This is a genomic window from Escherichia sp. KTE96, assembly GCF_000408525.1.
In the GTDB taxonomy this organism is placed as follows: domain Bacteria; phylum Pseudomonadota; class Gammaproteobacteria; order Enterobacterales; family Enterobacteriaceae; genus Escherichia; species Escherichia marmotae.
Genome location: NZ_KE137149.1, coordinates 507,712 through 523,912, shown reverse-complemented (window position 1 = coordinate 523,912; position 16,201 = coordinate 507,712). Strand labels below are relative to the sequence as shown.

The 16,201-nt window shown below is 50.0% G+C and carries 15 protein-coding genes; 9 read left to right on the top strand and 6 right to left on the bottom strand.

Going from position 1 to position 16,201, the window contains the following annotated elements; all coding sequences use genetic code 11:
* Positions 1-35: 35 nt before the first annotated feature.
* Entirely contained in the window at positions 36-149 is a 114-nt protein-coding gene (locus A1WG_RS24965) for a hypothetical protein (RefSeq protein ID WP_214678606.1), read from the bottom strand.
* Positions 150-678: 529 nt separating this feature from the next.
* Here A1WG_RS24965 and A1WG_RS11875 point away from each other — a divergent pair.
* Positions 679-1,731, top strand: coding sequence for a DUF2776 family protein (locus A1WG_RS11875; protein ID WP_001517283.1), 1,053 nt, complete (start codon positions 679-681; stop codon positions 1,729-1,731).
* A 99-nt stretch (positions 1,732-1,830) separates the two neighbouring features.
* Here A1WG_RS11875 and A1WG_RS11880 read toward each other — a convergent pair whose 3' ends face one another.
* Entirely contained in the window at positions 1,831-3,024 is a 1,194-nt protein-coding gene (locus A1WG_RS11880) for a BaiN/RdsA family NAD(P)/FAD-dependent oxidoreductase (RefSeq protein WP_000439152.1), read from the bottom strand.
* A gap of 230 nt (positions 3,025-3,254) precedes the next feature.
* On the opposite strand from A1WG_RS11880, the gene pitA reads away from it, so the two are divergent.
* The gene (pitA, locus tag A1WG_RS11885) at positions 3,255-4,754 is read left to right on the top strand and encodes an inorganic phosphate transporter PitA (RefSeq protein ID WP_000902773.1); all 1,500 of its coding nucleotides are present in this window, start codon (positions 3,255-3,257) and stop codon (positions 4,752-4,754) included.
* A 67-nt stretch (positions 4,755-4,821) separates the two neighbouring features.
* Here the strand turns inward: pitA and uspB are convergent, their stop codons facing one another.
* Complete coding sequence (uspB, locus tag A1WG_RS11890) at positions 4,822-5,157, bottom strand: universal stress protein UspB (protein ID WP_000626185.1); 336 nt, start codon at positions 5,155-5,157, stop codon at positions 4,822-4,824.
* A 390-nt stretch (positions 5,158-5,547) separates the two neighbouring features.
* Between uspB and uspA the strand changes: the two genes are divergently transcribed.
* Together uspA and dtpB are read left to right on the top strand one after the other, a co-directional pair.
* Entirely contained in the window at positions 5,548-5,982 is a 435-nt protein-coding gene (gene uspA / locus A1WG_RS11895; protein ID WP_000323571.1) for a universal stress protein UspA, read from the top strand.
* A 309-nt stretch (positions 5,983-6,291) separates the two neighbouring features.
* Complete coding sequence (dtpB, locus tag A1WG_RS11900; RefSeq protein ID WP_001098671.1) at positions 6,292-7,761, top strand: dipeptide/tripeptide permease DtpB; 1,470 nt, start codon at positions 6,292-6,294, stop codon at positions 7,759-7,761.
* Between the two features lie 47 nt (positions 7,762-7,808).
* Here dtpB and rsmJ read toward each other — a convergent pair whose 3' ends face one another.
* Together rsmJ and prlC are read right to left on the bottom strand one after the other, a co-directional pair.
* On the bottom strand, positions 7,809-8,561 hold the full coding sequence (gene rsmJ, locus A1WG_RS11905; protein WP_001517284.1) for a 16S rRNA (guanine(1516)-N(2))-methyltransferase RsmJ: 753 nt from the start codon (positions 8,559-8,561) through the stop codon (positions 7,809-7,811).
* Between the two features lie 7 nt (positions 8,562-8,568).
* Positions 8,569-10,611, bottom strand: a complete 2,043-nt coding sequence (gene prlC / locus A1WG_RS11910) for an oligopeptidase A (protein WP_000184159.1) — start codon at positions 10,609-10,611, stop codon at positions 8,569-8,571.
* A gap of 262 nt (positions 10,612-10,873) precedes the next feature.
* On the opposite strand from prlC, the gene rlmJ reads away from it, so the two are divergent.
* Both rlmJ and gorA read left to right on the top strand, forming a co-directional pair.
* Positions 10,874-11,716 (top strand): 23S rRNA (adenine(2030)-N(6))-methyltransferase, encoded by an 843-nt coding sequence (rlmJ, locus tag A1WG_RS11915; protein WP_001517285.1) that lies wholly within the window; start codon positions 10,874-10,876, stop codon positions 11,714-11,716.
* A gap of 71 nt (positions 11,717-11,787) precedes the next feature.
* Positions 11,788-13,140, top strand: coding sequence for a glutathione-disulfide reductase (gene gorA, locus A1WG_RS11920; RefSeq protein ID WP_001517286.1), 1,353 nt, complete (start codon positions 11,788-11,790; stop codon positions 13,138-13,140).
* 53 nt (positions 13,141-13,193) lie between these two features.
* Here gorA and dinQ read toward each other — a convergent pair whose 3' ends face one another.
* A complete protein-coding gene (dinQ, locus tag A1WG_RS0121800) occupies positions 13,194-13,277 on the bottom strand; it encodes a damage-inducible type I toxin DinQ (protein ID WP_001295215.1) in 84 nt (27 codons plus the stop codon).
* A 504-nt stretch (positions 13,278-13,781) separates the two neighbouring features.
* Here dinQ and arsR point away from each other — a divergent pair.
* The 3 genes from arsR to arsC are packed head-to-tail and all read left to right on the top strand — an operon-like array spanning position 13,782 to position 15,917.
* The gene (gene arsR, locus A1WG_RS11930) at positions 13,782-14,135 is read left to right on the top strand and encodes an As(III)-sensing metalloregulatory transcriptional repressor ArsR (protein WP_000025636.1); all 354 of its coding nucleotides are present in this window, start codon (positions 13,782-13,784) and stop codon (positions 14,133-14,135) included.
* A gap of 54 nt (positions 14,136-14,189) precedes the next feature.
* Positions 14,190-15,479, top strand: coding sequence for an arsenite/antimonite:H(+) antiporter ArsB (arsB, locus tag A1WG_RS11935; protein ID WP_001517288.1), 1,290 nt, complete (start codon positions 14,190-14,192; stop codon positions 15,477-15,479).
* A gap of 12 nt (positions 15,480-15,491) precedes the next feature.
* The gene (gene arsC / locus A1WG_RS11940; protein ID WP_001517289.1) at positions 15,492-15,917 is read left to right on the top strand and encodes a glutaredoxin-dependent arsenate reductase; all 426 of its coding nucleotides are present in this window, start codon (positions 15,492-15,494) and stop codon (positions 15,915-15,917) included.
* Positions 15,918-16,201 lie beyond the last annotated feature (284 nt).

Sequence of the window (16,201 nt, the reverse complement as noted above, 5' to 3'; positions counted from 1 at the left end):
AAACGAAACGTGTTACAACTGCCACTGAACGACGTTCAGCGGATTCTTCCATCCGGGATAAGAAGGAAACGGCATATGCGGCCAGGGCGCTGCAAGATGAGCACCAACGGGGAAGGCTTAGTGAAAACGGGTAGTAATGTTGTCATCATCAGCATTCCTGGCCGTAAATGAAACACGCATACTCATAATTGAAATCAATTAAATACTAACAGTTATATTCATGTTGTCTATTTGATTACTATCAGCTTGTGATACACCACGATGTTCTACATTTCGATTACGTTCTTAACCAAAAATCCTTTTTACAGGTTCTCAGGTTGTGCGACATAAATTTTCACAACAGGAAATAATGTAACTATCACACAGAGTTATTATCCCCTTGAGTACGAATATTTCCCGAATGTGAATACGTTTTTTACGAAAAGGTGATGAATGAGAAAAGACTGCACCTTACGCAACGATGAAAATAAGAAAAATATATTAATTCAGAATTCATCGTAGGATAAATATTTAATTACCAGCTTTAATCCATCTCTAAAAGCCGATACTTACAACAATAAATCCAGCTATAGTAAAGTCACTTTTTACAATTAGTGGTATCTCATTGTTATATTTAACTAGCTGAAAATACTACTTATACGCTTTCTGATATTAGCAGAAAAACATATGGAGATAGAGATGAATATCTATATTGGATGGTTATTTAAATTAATCCCTTTGCTAATGGGGGTAATATGCATCGCATTAGGTGAGTTTGTATTAGCAGGTTCTGGACAAAGTGAATACTTCGTTGCAGGGCATGTTCTGATTTCTCTCTCTGCAATATGTCTGGCATTGTTCACTACCGCATTTATTATTATCTCTCAGTTAAATCATGGCGCGAATAAACTCTACAACACATTATTCCCTGTTATTGGTTATGCTGGCTCCATTGCAACTATGATTTGGGGATGGTCATTTCTGGCCAGCGATAATGTGATGGCAGATGAATTTGTCGCCGGGCATGTGATTTTCGGTGTTGGCATGATTGCCGCCTGCGTATCAACCGTGGCGGCCTCTTCCGGGCATTTTCTGCTGATCCCGAAAAACGCAGCGGGTAGTAAGAGTGATGGAACACCATTGCAGGCGTATTCTTCAACTATCGGTAATTACTTAATTGCTATCCCCGTTCTGCTCACTCTCTTCGGTTTTATTTGGTCAATAGTGCTGTTACGCAGCGCAAATATCACACCACATTATGTTGCAGGCCATGTGCTCCTGGGGCTAACAGCAATTTGCGCTTGTCTTATTGGTCTGGTTGCTACCATCATCCATCAAACGCGGAATACGTTCTCAGCGAAAGAACATTGGCTCTGGTGTTATTGGGTTATTTTACTCGGCTCACTTACCGTTATTCAGGGCATCTACGTATTAATCAGTTCAGATGAAAATGCCCGTCTGGCTCCGGGTATTATTCTCATTTGTCTGGGGATGATCTGCTACAGTATTTTCTCCAAAGTGTGGTTGCTGGCGCTGGTCTGGAGACGCACCTGTTCGTTAACCAACAGAATACCCATGATACCCGTATTTACCTGTCTGTTTTGCCTATTCCTCGCGGCATTCCTTGCAGAGATTGCGCAAACCGATATGGCTTACTTTATTCCCTCGCGGGTTCTGGTTGGCTTAGGTGCAGTGTGTTTTACGCTATTTTCAATCGTTTCTATATTAGAAGCAGGGTCTGCAAAAAAATAATAGAAAAGACTTCAGATAAGACGCTGAGCGTCTTATCTGGGCTTTATTCAGGTTGATTCCCCCTGATTTCACTGCGAAAATGAGGGGGTACTTTACGTCTTATTCTGCCGCCAAATCCTGCGCACAAGCCCACGCGCTGGACCACGCCCACTGGAAGTTATAGCCTCCCAGCCAACCTGTGACGTCCATCACTTCACCAATAAAGTACAGCCCAGACACTTTGCGCGCTTCCATCGTCCGTGATGAGAGTTCATTGGTGTCCACGCCGCCGAGAGTCACTTCGGCGGTGCGATAGCCTTCGGTGCCGTTGGGTTGTACGCGCCACTCGGTCAATGTGGTAATCAGCGCCTGTTGGTCACGCACGTTGAGCTGTTTTAGCGGGACGTCCGGGATTTGCCCAAGTTGTTGCAACCGTTCAACCAACCGTTTCGGCAGATGAACCGCCAACGTGTTCTTCAGGCTCTGATTCGGATGTGCACTGCGCTGCTCGTTAAGGAAGGCTTCCAGGTCGACATCCGGTAGCAGATTGATGCTGACAAATTCACCCGGTTGCCAGTAGCTGGATATCTGCAACACCGCCGGACCAGATAAGCCACGATGCGTGAAGAGTAAATTTTCACGGAACACCGTGCCGTTTTCAGCGGTGATCACTGAAGGTACTGCAACGCCTGCCAGCACCTGTAACTCTTCCAGCAACGGTTTATGCAGTGTGAATGGCACCAGACCAGCGCGCGTCGGCAACACGTTGAGGCCAAATTGTTCGGCAATCTTATAACCGAACGGCGACGCGCCCAGACCCGGCATCGAGAGGCCTCCGGTCGCAATGACCAGTTTATCGCAGCCGACGGTCATACCATTCAGTTCAAGCGTAAAACCCGTTTCATCCTTTGCCACACTCAGCACTTCGCTACGCAATCTGAAGGTCACATTACCCTTCTCACACTCTGCCACCAGCATGTCAACAATCTGCTGTGCGGAGTCATCGCAAAAGAGTTGCCCTAACGTTTTCTCGTGCCAGGCGATGCCGTGTTTATTGACCAGATCAATAAAATCCCACTGCGTAAATCGGGCGAGGGCAGACTTACAAAAATGCGGATTCTGGCTCAGATAGGCACCAGGCTCGACATAAAGGTTGGTAAAGTTGCAGCGCCCACCACCAGACATGAGGATTTTGCGCCCCGGTTTTTTACCATTATCGATCAGCAAAACTCTGCGCCCTGCCTGACCTGCCAGCGCAGAACAGAACATACCAGCCGCACCAGCGCCTATAATAATGGCATCAAACCTTTCCACGTTGCGCTCCTCTTAGAAAAAATGGGCGTGAATTGTAAAGATTCCTCAGTGGCCGCACCAGCATCAATATTACTTAGGGGAAGTATTTATCTGAATTATATAAGATAATTATTTTTTGAGTGAAATTCATACAGGAGGCAAATCAAAAAAATCTATATTTCACTTTGCCCGCGCCGCGAAAGTCACTGATAATGCGCCGCGTTCATGTCCTCAAAATGGCGTAACGTCCTATGCTACATTTGTTTGCTGGCCTGGATTTGCATACCGGGCTGTTATTATTGCTTGCACTGGCTTTTGTGCTGTTCTACGAAGCCATCAATGGTTTCCATGACACCGCCAACGCCGTGGCAACTGTCATCTATACCCGCGCGATGCGTTCTCAGCTCGCAGTGGTTATGGCGGCAGTGTTCAACTTCCTGGGTGTTTTGCTGGGTGGTCTTAGTGTTGCCTATGCCATTGTGCATATGCTGCCGACAGATCTGCTGCTTAATATGGGATCGTCTCATGGCCTTGCTATGGTGTTCTCTATGTTGCTGGCGGCGATTATCTGGAACCTTGGTACGTGGTACTTTGGTTTGCCTGCATCCAGCTCCCATACGCTGATTGGCGCGATTATCGGTATTGGTTTAACCAATGCGTTGATGACCGGTACGTCAGTAGTGGATGCACTCAATATCCCGAAAGTATTAAGTATTTTCGCATCTCTGATCGTTTCCCCTATTGTCGGCCTGGTGTTTGCTGGTGGTCTGATTTTCTTGCTGCGTCGCTACTGGAGCGGCACCAAGAAACGCGCCCGTATCCACCTGACCCCAGCGGAGCGTGAAAAGAAAGACGGTAAGAAAAAGCCGCCGTTCTGGACACGTATCGCACTGATCCTTTCCGCTGTCGGCGTGGCGTTTTCTCACGGAGCGAACGATGGTCAGAAAGGCATTGGTCTGGTTATGCTGGTACTGATTGGCGTCGCACCAGCAGGCTTCGTGGTTAATATGAATGCCACAGGTTACGAAATCACTCGTACCCGCGATGCTATCAACAACGTGGAAGCTTACTTTGAGCAACACCCTGCGCTGCTCAAACAGGCGACCGGTGCTGATCAGTTAGTGCCGACTCCGGAAGCAGGCGCAACACAGCCTGCGGAGTTCCATTGCCATCCGTCGAATACCATTAACGCGCTCAACCGCCTGAAGGGCATGTTGACCGCCGATGTGGAAAGCTACGACAAGCTGTCGCTTGACCAGCGTAGCCAGATGCGCCGCATTATGCTGTGCGTTTCTGACACTATCGACAAAGTGGTGAAAATGCCTGGCGTCACTGCGGATGATCAGCGTCTGTTGAAGAAATTGAAGTCCGATATGCTTAGCACCATCGAGTATGCTCCGGTATGGATCATCATGGCGGTCGCGCTGGCGTTAGGTATCGGGACGATGATTGGCTGGCGTCGTGTGGCGACGACTATCGGTGAGAAAATCGGTAAGAAAGGCATGACCTACGCTCAGGGGATGTCTGCCCAGATGACGGCGGCGGTGTCTATCGGTCTGGCGAGTTATACCGGGATGCCTGTTTCCACCACTCACGTACTCTCCTCTTCCGTAGCGGGGACGATGGTCGTTGATGGCGGTGGCTTGCAGCGTAAAACGGTAACCAGCATTCTGATGGCCTGGGTGTTTACCCTCCCGGCTGCAGTGCTGCTCTCCGGCGGGTTGTACTGGATCTCCTTGCAGTTCCTGTAATCGCACGCATAAAAACGAGCGGGTCAGTTTTCTGGCCCGCTTTTTTTATGCCTTATTGCCGTGGTACTTAATGCCAAATCATCAATGCAATCAGGCTTATCACCACCAGACCACACAATGCGCTGGTCAGGATAAACTGCCGACGCACACGCTCGCAGCGACGAATAAACTCATCATCGTGATGATCACGATACCTCTGAGCATAGATATACCAAACGAGACGAACCTGTTTGTTGGGTTGGCCATGTGAGGTAAAAAAGCCCCCTCCATCAACATATTGATAGAGCAATGGATCGCAATTACGCAGTACCACTAACAACGCGCGTAGTGATGAGAAATAGCGCGCCATGTTAACAATGCAAACGACACATAAAGCCCAAAATAATGCGACGGTGCTTATCATACCTCCTCCCCGGCGACCTGCCCACAGAGTTCCACCCCGGGGCTACCGCTCCCGATACGCTGCCAATCAGTTAACACCAGGTCCTGGAGAAACCGCTTTTGTCGTAACGAACATCCGAGCGGCTCTATAGATAGTGTAGGAGATCAGGTTGTTTTTTTTCCATAAGGTTAACCACTATCAATATATTCATGTCGAAAATTTGATTATCTGATTGGTAAGCAAGGCGGATTGACGGATCATCCAGGTCGCTATAAGGTAAGGATGGTCTTAACACTGAATCTTTACGGCTGGGTTAGCCCCGCGCACGTAGTTCGCAGGACGCGGGTGACGTAACGGCACAAGAAACGCTAGCTGGCCAGTCATCGACAACTTTATGGAAGGAGTAACACTATGGCTTATAAACACATTCTCATCGCGGTCGATCTCTCCCCGGAAAGCAAAGTTCTGGTAGAGAAAGCGGTCTCTATGGCCCGCCCCTACAATGCGAAGGTTTCTCTGATCCACGTAGATGTAAACTACTCTGACCTATACACCGGACTTATTGATGTGAATCTGGGTGATATGCAGAAACGCATTTCCGAAGAGACTCATCACGCGCTGACTGAGCTTTCCACTAACGCAGGCTACCCAATTACTGAAACTCTGAGCGGCAGCGGCGATCTGGGTCAGGTTCTGGTTGATGCGATCAAGAAATACGATATGGATCTGGTGGTTTGTGGTCATCACCAGGACTTCTGGAGCAAACTGATGTCTTCCGCACGCCAGCTAATCAACACCGTTCACGTTGATATGCTGATTGTTCCACTGCGTGACGAAGAAGAATAATCATTCCCCTCTACTTGCTCCTGAACGCCCGCTCATGCGGGCGTTCTGCTTTTTGTTTTGAGCCGATGTTAATCTGCAGTCAGAAAGCTCACCTGCGTAGCGAGCAATTCAAATTTACACCCCATAAAAAAGCATGTAACGCCATTACACATAAAAACATCAGCATGATTGGCTGGTTATTTTTGCTGTGATAGTGCATTAATGCATTCATTACATCAATATTAAGAATTTTAGACGCGTGTAAAATCTTTCGCGCGCAATCACTTACGCGTTCATACTTTTCAGGACGGTATTGGAAGGTTAATAAATATGAATACAACAACACCCACTGGGATGCTGCAGCAACCTCGCCCATTTTTTATGATCTTTTTTGTCGAATTATGGGAACGATTCGGCTACTACGGCGTGCAAGGCGTGCTGGCGGTTTTCTTCGTTAAACAGCTCGGATTTTCACAAGAGCAAGCCTTTGTCACCTTTGGTGCCTTTGCGGCGCTGGTCTATGGCCTTATCTCGATCGGCGGTTATGTTGGCGACCATCTATTGGGAACCAAACGCACCATTGTTCTCGGGGCAATTGTGCTGGCGATTGGCTACTTTATGACCGGGATGTCGTTACTCAAACCTGACCTGATCTTCATCGCGCTGGGGACTATCGCCGTCGGCAACGGCTTGTTTAAAGCCAACCCTGCCAGCTTGCTTTCTAAGTGCTATCCGCCAAAAGATCCGCGGCTCGATGGCGCTTTCACCCTGTTTTACATGTCAATCAACATCGGCTCGTTGATAGCATTATCGCTGGCACCAGTTATCGCTGACAGATTTGGTTATTCCGTCACCTATAATCTGTGCGGTGCGGGGTTAATTGTCGCGTTACTGGTCTACATCGCCTGTCGTGGAATGGTAAAAGATATTGGTTCTGCGCCAGACTTCCGACCAATGAGCTTCAGCAAACTGTTGTACGTGTTGATTGGCAGCGTGGTGATGATCTTCGTCTGCGCATGGCTGATGCACAACGTGGAAGTTGCCAACCTGGTGCTGATAGTCCTCTCCATCGTCGTCACCATTATTTTCTTCCGTCAGGCATTCAAGCTGGATAAAACCGGGCGCAACAAGATGTTTGTCGCCTTTGTGCTGATGCTCGAAGCGGTGGTGTTTTACATCCTCTACGCCCAGATGCCAACATCACTGAACTTCTTTGCCATCAACAACGTGCATCATGAAATCCTCGGCTTTTCCATCAACCCGGTCAGCTTCCAGGCGCTCAATCCGTTCTGGGTGGTCATTGCCAGCCCGGTACTGGCGACTATCTATACCCGTCTGGGCAGCAAAGGCAAAGATCTCTCGATGCCGATGAAATTCACCCTTGGCATGTTTATGTGTTCATTGGGTTTTCTGACTGCCGCCGCTGCGGGGATGTGGTTTGCTGATGCCCAGGGACTGACATCGCCGTGGTTTATCGTCCTGGTTTACTTGTTCCAGAGCCTGGGTGAACTGTTTATTAGCGCCCTGGGTCTGGCGATGATTGCTGCGCTGGTGCCGCAGCATTTGATGGGATTTATTCTCGGGATGTGGTTCCTGACGCAGGCAGCCGCATTCTTGCTGGGCGGCTATGTAGCGACATTTACCGCCGTGCCGGACAACATTACCGATCCGCTACAGACATTACCGGTCTACATCGATGTGTTTAGCAAAATTGGTCTGGTCACGCTGGGCGTTGCGGTGGTAATGCTGCTGATGGTGCCGTGGCTGAAACGGATGATTGAGACGCCAGAAAGCAATTAATTTTTCCTGCAGCAAACCGGGTAGCAGTAACGCTACCCGGTTTACTTTTACGCTGGTGTCCCGGCATAAATATCAAAGCGATGCCCTTTGGTAACGACCGCGTTAGGCGTGGCGACATTCGCCAGCGGCGGGGCGTAGTCCGGCCGTTTGACCACCACGCGTTTTGTCGCTAACTGGCGAGCAGGCTCCAGCAACCCATCCGCATCGAGATCCGGCCCAACCAGCGACTGAAACACGCGCATCTCTTTTTTCACTAACGCACTTTTCTGCTTATGCGGGAACATCGGGTCGAGATAGACCACCTGTGGGCGCGGGGTAATATCGGTCAGCGCCGTCAGGCTGGAGGCGTGAATTAACTGCAAACGTTCCTGTAACCAGCCGCCGATTTCCGCATCGGCATAGCCACGCGCCAGGCCATCATCGAGCAGCGCGGCAACCACCGGATTACGCTCCAGCATCCGCACGCGGCAGCCCACCGAAGCCAGCACAAAGGCATCGCGCCCCAAACCTGCAGTGGCATCGACTACATCCGGCAGATAATCACCCTTAATGCCCACCGCTTTTGCTACCGCCTCACCGCGTCCGCCGCCGAATCTGCGTCGGTGTGCCATCGCTCCACCAACAAAATCAACAAAAATACCGCCAAGTTTCGGCTCATCGCGCTTGCGCAGTTCCAGATGCTCCGGCGTTAACACTAAGGCCATCAGGTTGTCTTCATCGTGCTCCAGCCCCCAGCGGGTCGCCAGAACAGATAAGGCACCGTCTCCGGTGCCCGATTCATCAATTAAGCAGATTTTCACTGACTGATCAGCCCTTAATGCCGTAATGCTCCAGCATCGCATCCAGTTGCGGTTCACGACCACGGAAGCGTTTGAACAGCTCCATCGGCTCTTCTGAACCGCCACGGCTCAGAATATTGTCGAGGAATGACTGTCCGGTTTCACGGTTGAAAATACCCTCTTCTTCAAAGCGTGAGAAGGCATCCGCTGCCAGCACGTCGGCCCACAGGTAGCTGTAGTAACCTGCTGCATAACCTCCGGCAAAAATGTGGCTGAAAGCATGTGGGAAACGCCCCCAGGACGGAGACGGCACCACGGCAACCAGTTTTTTGATTTCTGCCAGCGTTTCGAGGATCTTCGCGCCTTGTTCAGGACGGAACTCCGCGTGCAGACGGAAATCGAACAGGCCGAACTCCAGTTGACGCAGAATAAACAGCGCTGCCTGGTAGTTTTTCGCCGCCAGCATTTTATCCAGCAGCTCTTTCGGCAGCGGTTCGCCGGTTTCATAATGACCAGAGATAAACGCCAGCGCCTCCGGCTCCCAGCACCAGTTTTCCATAAACTGACTCGGCAGTTCGACTGCATCCCACGGCACCCCGTTGATACCGGAAACGCCTGCGGTCTCGATGCGGGTCAGCATATGATGCAGGCCGTGACCGAACTCATGGAACAGGGTGATCACTTCGTCGTGGGTAAACAGCGCCGGTTTACCATTCACCGGACGGTTGAAGTTACAGGTCAGGTAAGCGACCGGTTTTTGCAGCGAACCGTCGGCTTTACGCATCTGGCCTACGCAGTCATCCATCCACGCCCCGCCGCGCTTGTTTTCACGGGCATACAGATCGAGGTAGAAGCTGCCGCGCAGTTCGTTGTTCTCGTCATAGAGTTCGAAGAAACGTACATCCGGATGCCAGACATCGACATCCTTACGCTCTTTGGCGGTGATGCCGTAAATACGTTTAACCACTTCAAACAGGCCGTTAACCGCTTTGTTTTCCGGAAAGTACGGACGCAGTTGTTCGTCGCTGATGCTATAAAGATGCTGTTTTTGTTTTTCGCTGTAGTACGCAATATCCCACGGCTGCAACTCATCGACGCCAAATTCGGCTTTGGCGAAGGCGCGCAGTTGCGCCAGTTCTTTTTCACCTTGTGGACGTGCGCGTTTTGCCAGATCGGTTAAGAAATCAAGCACCTGCTGCGGATTTTCTGCCATTTTAGTGGCGAGTGATTTAAAGGCGTAGTTTTCAAAACCCAGCAATTGCGCCAGTTCATGACGCAAGGTGAGGATCTCTTCCATCACTTTACTGTTGTCCCACTTACCAGCGTTCGGGCCTTGATCGGAGGCGCGGGTGCTGTAAGCGCGATACATCTCTTCACGCAGGGCCTGGTTGTCGCAGTAGGTCATTACCGGCAGATAGCTTGGGATATCCAACGTCAGCAGGTAACCTTCCAGTTCTTTCGCTTCGGCCTGAGCTTTTGCCGCAGCCAACGCACTTTCTGGCATACCCGCCAGTTCCGCTTCGTCGGTGACGAGTTTAGTCCAGCCCATCGTCGCATCGAGGACGTTGTTGCTGTACTGGTTGCCCAGTTCGGAAAGACGGGTAGCAATCTCACCGTAACGCTGCTGTTTTTCTTTCGGCAGGCCGATGCCAGAAAGTTCAAAATCACGCAGTGCGTTATCAACCGCTTTTTTCTGCGCTGTGTTCAGCGTGGCGTAGTAATCGCCATCGCGCAGGTCACGGTACGCTTTATATAGCCCTTCATGTTGCCCTACCCAGGTGCTGTATTCCGACAGCAGCGGCAGCGTTTGTTCGTAAGCTTCACGCAGTTCCGGGCTATTTTTCACCGAGTTCAGGTGGCTAACCGGGGAGAAAATACGTCCCAGTACATCATCGACTTCTGCAAGCGGCTGGCAGAGATTTTCCCAGGTGTACGGTGCCCCTTGCGCTACCACGCGCTCTACATTTTCGCGGCAGTCGTTCAACGCCTTAGTGACGGCTGGAACCACATGTTCCGGGAGGATTTTTGAAAACGGCGGGAGTTCAAAGGGAGTCAGTAACGGATTCGTCATAGGTACAGTCCTGGTTAAATAGGGGGAACGAAACGCTCGCAGGCGCTTTCGCCGGATGCGACGCAGGCGTCTTATCCGACCTACTTTGGTAGGCCGATGCCATCCGACGCGTAATGGGTAATAGCATGGGGTTAAGTGTAGTGAATTTCAATGAGAAACGTTACGCTTTCGCGGCAGCGGCCTCTTTTCGGTATACTGTTCTGATACGCTTTTGTGCGCCCCGAATACGGGCCGATTTTTACTTACCGGAACACCTTTACCCATGCTCAGTTATCGCCACAGCTTTCACGCTGGCAACCACGCCGACGTCCTTAAACATACCGTTCAGAGCCTGATCATCGAGTCGCTGAAAGAGAAAGATAAACCGTTTCTCTATCTCGATACCCACGCGGGTGCCGGGCGTTATCAGTTAAGTAGCGAACATGCCGAGCGTACAGGCGAATATCTCGAAGGCATCGCCCGTATCTGGCAGCAGGATGACCTGCCCGCAGAATTGGAGTCGTACATCAATGTGGTAAAACACTTCAACCGTAGTGGGCAGCTACGTTATTACCCTGGTTCGCCGTTGATTGCCCGTCAGTTACTGCGTGAACAAGACAGCCTGCAACTGACCGAGTTGCACCCCAGCGATTATCCGTTACTGCGTTCTGAATTTCAGAAAGACAGCCGTGCGCGCGTAGAAAAAGCCGACGGCTTCCTGCAGCTTAAAGCTAAACTGCCGCCGGTCTCCCGCCGTGGCCTGATCCTTATCGACCCGCCGTATGAAATGAAAACAGACTATCAGGCGGTGGTCAGTGGGATAGCAGAAGGCTACAAACGTTTCGCCACTGGCACTTACGCATTGTGGTATCCGGTAGTGCTGCGTCAGCAAATTAAGCGCATGATCCACGATCTGGAAGCGACCGGTATTCGCAAAATTCTGCAAATTGAACTGGCGGTGCTGCCAGACAGCGATCGCCGTGGCATGACCGCTTCTGGCATGATTGTCATTAACCCTCCGTGGAAGCTGGAACAGCAAATGAATAACGTGCTGCCGTGGCTACACAGCAAACTGGTTCCGGCAGGCACCGGGCACGCTACCGTAAACTGGATCGTACCGGAGTAATTGCAGCCATTGCTGGCACCTTTTACGTCTCGCGCTACAATCGCGGTAATCAACGATAAGGACACTCTGTCATGACTAAACACTATGATTACATCGCCATCGGCGGCGGCAGCGGCGGTATCGCCTCCATCAACCGCGCGGCTATGTACGGCCAGAAATGCGCGCTGATTGAAGCCAAAGAACTGGGCGGCACCTGCGTGAACGTCGGCTGCGTGCCGAAAAAAGTGATGTGGCACGCGGCGCAAATCCGTGAAGCCATCCACATGTACGGCCCGGATTATGGCTTTGATACCACCATTAATAAGTTCAACTGGGATACATTGATCGCCAGCCGTACCGCCTATATCGACCGTATCCATACCTCCTATGAAAACGTACTCGGTAAAAATAACGTCGATGTAATCAAAGGTTTTGCTCGCTTCGTTGATGCCAAAACGCTGGAAGTTAACGGTGAAACCATCACTGCTGATCATATTCTGATCGCCACCGGTGGCCGTCCGAGCCATCCGGATATTCCGGGCGTGGAATACGGCATTGATTCCGATGGTTTCTTCGCCCTTCCCGCTTTACCAGAGCGCGTGGCGGTTGTTGGCGCAGGTTACATCGCCGTTGAACTGGCTGGCGTGATTAACGGCCTCGGCGCGAAAACGCATCTGTTTGTGCGTAAACACGCACCACTGCGCAGCTTTGATCCGATGATCACTGAAACACTGGTCGAGGTGATGAACGCCGAAGGCCCACAACTGCACACCAATGCAATCCCGAAAGCGGTGGTGAAAAATGCCGATGGCAGCCTGACGCTGGAGCTGGAAGATGGTCGCAGTGAAACGGTGGATTGCCTGATTTGGGCGATTGGGCGTGAACCTGCCAATGACAATATCAACCTCGAAGCTGCTGGCGTTAAAACCAACGAAAAAGGTTATATCGTCGTCGATAAATATCAAAATACTAACGTTGAAGGTATTTACGCGGTGGGCGATAACACTGGCGCGGTGGAACTGACGCCGGTTGCAGTAGCAGCGGGTCGTCGTCTCTCTGAACGCCTGTTTAATAACAAGCCGGATGAACATCTGGATTACAGCAATATTCCGACCGTCGTTTTCAGCCATCCGCCGATTGGTACTGTTGGTTTAACAGAACCGCAGGCGCGTGAGCAGTACGGCGACGATCAGGTGAAAGTGTATAAATCCTCTTTCACCGCCATGTATACCGCTGTCACCACTCACCGCCAGCCGTGCCGCATGAAGCTGGTATGCGTTGGGCCAGAAGAGAAGATTGTCGGTATTCATGGTATTGGTTTTGGTATGGATGAAATGTTGCAGGGCTTCGCGGTAGCGCTGAAGATGGGCGCAACCAAGAAAGACTTCGACAACACCGTCGCTATTCACCCGACGGCGGCAGAAGAGTTCGTTACTATGCGTTAAATGTTAAAGGGCAAAGAGTGGTGTGCTCTTTGCCCTTAGCTACGTTTCCGCTATCAGTTCAGAAGCTGAAGCAGGAAGCGGATCAGTTCCAGCAACGCAATTAACGCCCCAAGAACAATGATTGCTTTATCAATCACCCGTTTTCTCTATGCTATGGAGTGAGAATGCATCCGCTTACTCATCCATTGCCTGTCACGGCGCATGTCTCATTGTTAGATAAGAACTCACTCCGACCAGAGCATCAATTAACGGCACCACCCGTACCACTGATCAGGACTTTGAAAGCGTTTATGCGCATTGCCAGAGTGAAAATGCCTCAGAGCTAACTGGATAATTATACAGCACTTATAGGTTATAAAAGCAGCATGTCCTTGCAATAGTTTCAGTATGGTATTAGCATTGATGCGTTAGATGATGACTATCTCACTCCGGCCAGGGCCACCAACTCTGGGCTGGAAAGTAAAAAACCGACGACAAGTCGGTTTTTTTACGTCCTGATTCAGACCCCTTTTCAAATAAATACCCAACTCTTAATTCACACCCATTACCTTCCTTTGCACCTATACATCCGTTAAATCATATATGTTTTTGACTTATTCATTTCGAAGAGAGACACTACCTGCAACAATCAGGATCGCAATATGTCAATTCTGTTACCCATCCAACTGTTCAAAATTCTTGCCGATGAAACGCGTTTGAGTATCGTTTTACTGCTCAGCGAGATGGGTGAGTTATGCGTCTGTGATCTCTGTACTGCCCTGAATCAGTCGCAGCCCAAGATCTCACGCCACCTGGCATTGCTGCGTGAAAGCGGCTTATTGCTGGATCGCAAACAAGGTAAGTGGGTTCATTACCGTTTATCTCCGCATATTCCTTCCTGGGCTGCGAAAATTATTGAGCAGACCTGGAGATGTGAACAGGAAAATGTTCAGGCAATTGTCCGTAACCTGGCCCGACAAAATTGTTCCGCAGACAGTAAGACCATTTGCAGCTAAAAAATTCACCCACACATATATGAATTTTCACATATGTTATTTCAGGGAGGCATTATGTTACTGGCAGGCGCTATTTTTGTCCTGACCATCATATTGGTTATCTGGCAGCCGAAAGGTTTAGGCATCGGCTGGAGTGCGGCGTTGGGCGCGGGACTGGCGTTAGTTACGGGTGTGGTACATCCGGGCGATATTCCTGTGGTGTGGAATATTGTCTGGAATGCGACTACTGCATTTATTGCCGTTATTATCATCAGCCTGCTGCTGGACGAATCCGGTTTTTTCGAATGGGCGGCGCTGCATGTTTCACGTTGGGGTCATGGGCGTGGCCGCTTGCTGTTTACCTGGATAGTCCTGCTCGGTGCGACCGTTGCGGCTCTGTTTGCCAATGATGGCGCGGCACTTATTTTGACGCCGATCGTTATCGCCATGTTGCTGGCTTTAGGTTTCAGTAAAGGCACAACGCTTGCATTCGTCATGGCGGCTGGATTCATTGCCGATACCGCCAGCCTGCCGCTTATCGTATCCAACCTGGTAAATATCGTTTCGGCAGATTTCTTTGGCCTCGGCTTTAGCGAATATGCCTCGGTCATGGTGCCGGTGGACATCGCCGCAATACTGGCCACGCTGGTGATGTTGCATCTCTACTTTCGCAAAGATATTCCACAGAACTACGATATGGCATTGCTGAAATCTCCCGCCGAAGCAATTAAAGATCCTGCCACCTTCAAAACGGGCTGGGTTGTTTTATTGCTTTTGCTGGCGGGATTTTTCGTTCTGGAACCGCTCGGTATCCCGGTAAGCGCCATTGCGGCAGTGGGCGCGCTAATTTTGTTTGTAATCGCTAAACGCGGCCATGCTATCAATACGGGTAAAGTGCTACGCGGCGCACCCTGGCAGATTGTCATCTTCTCACTCGGCATGTATCTGGTGGTTTATGGCCTGCGCAATGCGGGGCTAACAGAATACCTTTCTGGCGTACTTAATGTATTGGCAGATAACGGTCTGTGGGCCGCGACGCTGGGCACCGGATTTCTGACCGCCTTCCTCTCTTCTATTATGAACAATATGCCTACGGTACTGGTTGGTGCGTTGTCTATTGATGGCAGCACGGCGTCTGGCGTGATCAAAGAAGCGATGGTTTACGCCAACGTTATTGGCTGCGATCTGGGGCCGAAAATTACGCCAATTGGTAGCCTGGCAACACTGCTCTGGTTGCACGTACTTTCGCAGAAGAATATGACGATTAGCTGGGGGGATTACTTCCGTACAGGAATTATTATGACCCTGCCGGTGCTGTTTGTAACGCTGGTCACGCTGGCGCTACGTCTCTCTTTCACTTTGTAATGAGATACTGATATGAGCAACATTACCATTTATCACAACCCGGCCTGCAGCACGTCGCGTAATACACTGGAGATGATCCGCAACAGCGGTACAGAACCGACTATTATCCACTATCTGGAAACCCCACCGGCTCGTGACGAGCTGGTCAAACTCATTGCCGATATGGGAATTTCGGTACGCGCGCTGCTGCGTAAAAACGTTGAACCATATGAGGAACTGAGTCTTGCAGACGATAAATTTACTGACGATCAGTTAATCGACTTTATGTTGCAACACCCGATTCTGATTAACCGTCCAATTGTGGTAACACAGTTGGGAACCCGGCTGTGCCGCCCTTCGGAAGTAGTGCTGGAGATCCTGCCGGATGCTCAGAAAGGGGCGTTCACCAAAGAAGACGGTGAGAAAGTGGTTGATGATTCAGGTAAACGATTAAAATAAACAAAGGGGGCGACTCGTTGACGCAGCGCGTATCATTTCTTAGCGGATGCGAGATCGTGCAATTTCAGTAAATTGCGCTTCCTGCCCTCACAGATAAATAGTTTCCCTTTTAATAAACAGTTATCACCATAATGATAATAATTAGCACTCTATGTTCCATAAGAGAAAAAACAAATTAATTAAAATAGTTAAATAAAGGACTAGTATTATAAATAGACGGGTAATAACATCACACAGCAATGCTCTCTCTGGGACTAATGTTCAAGATATAAATATCAGACAGG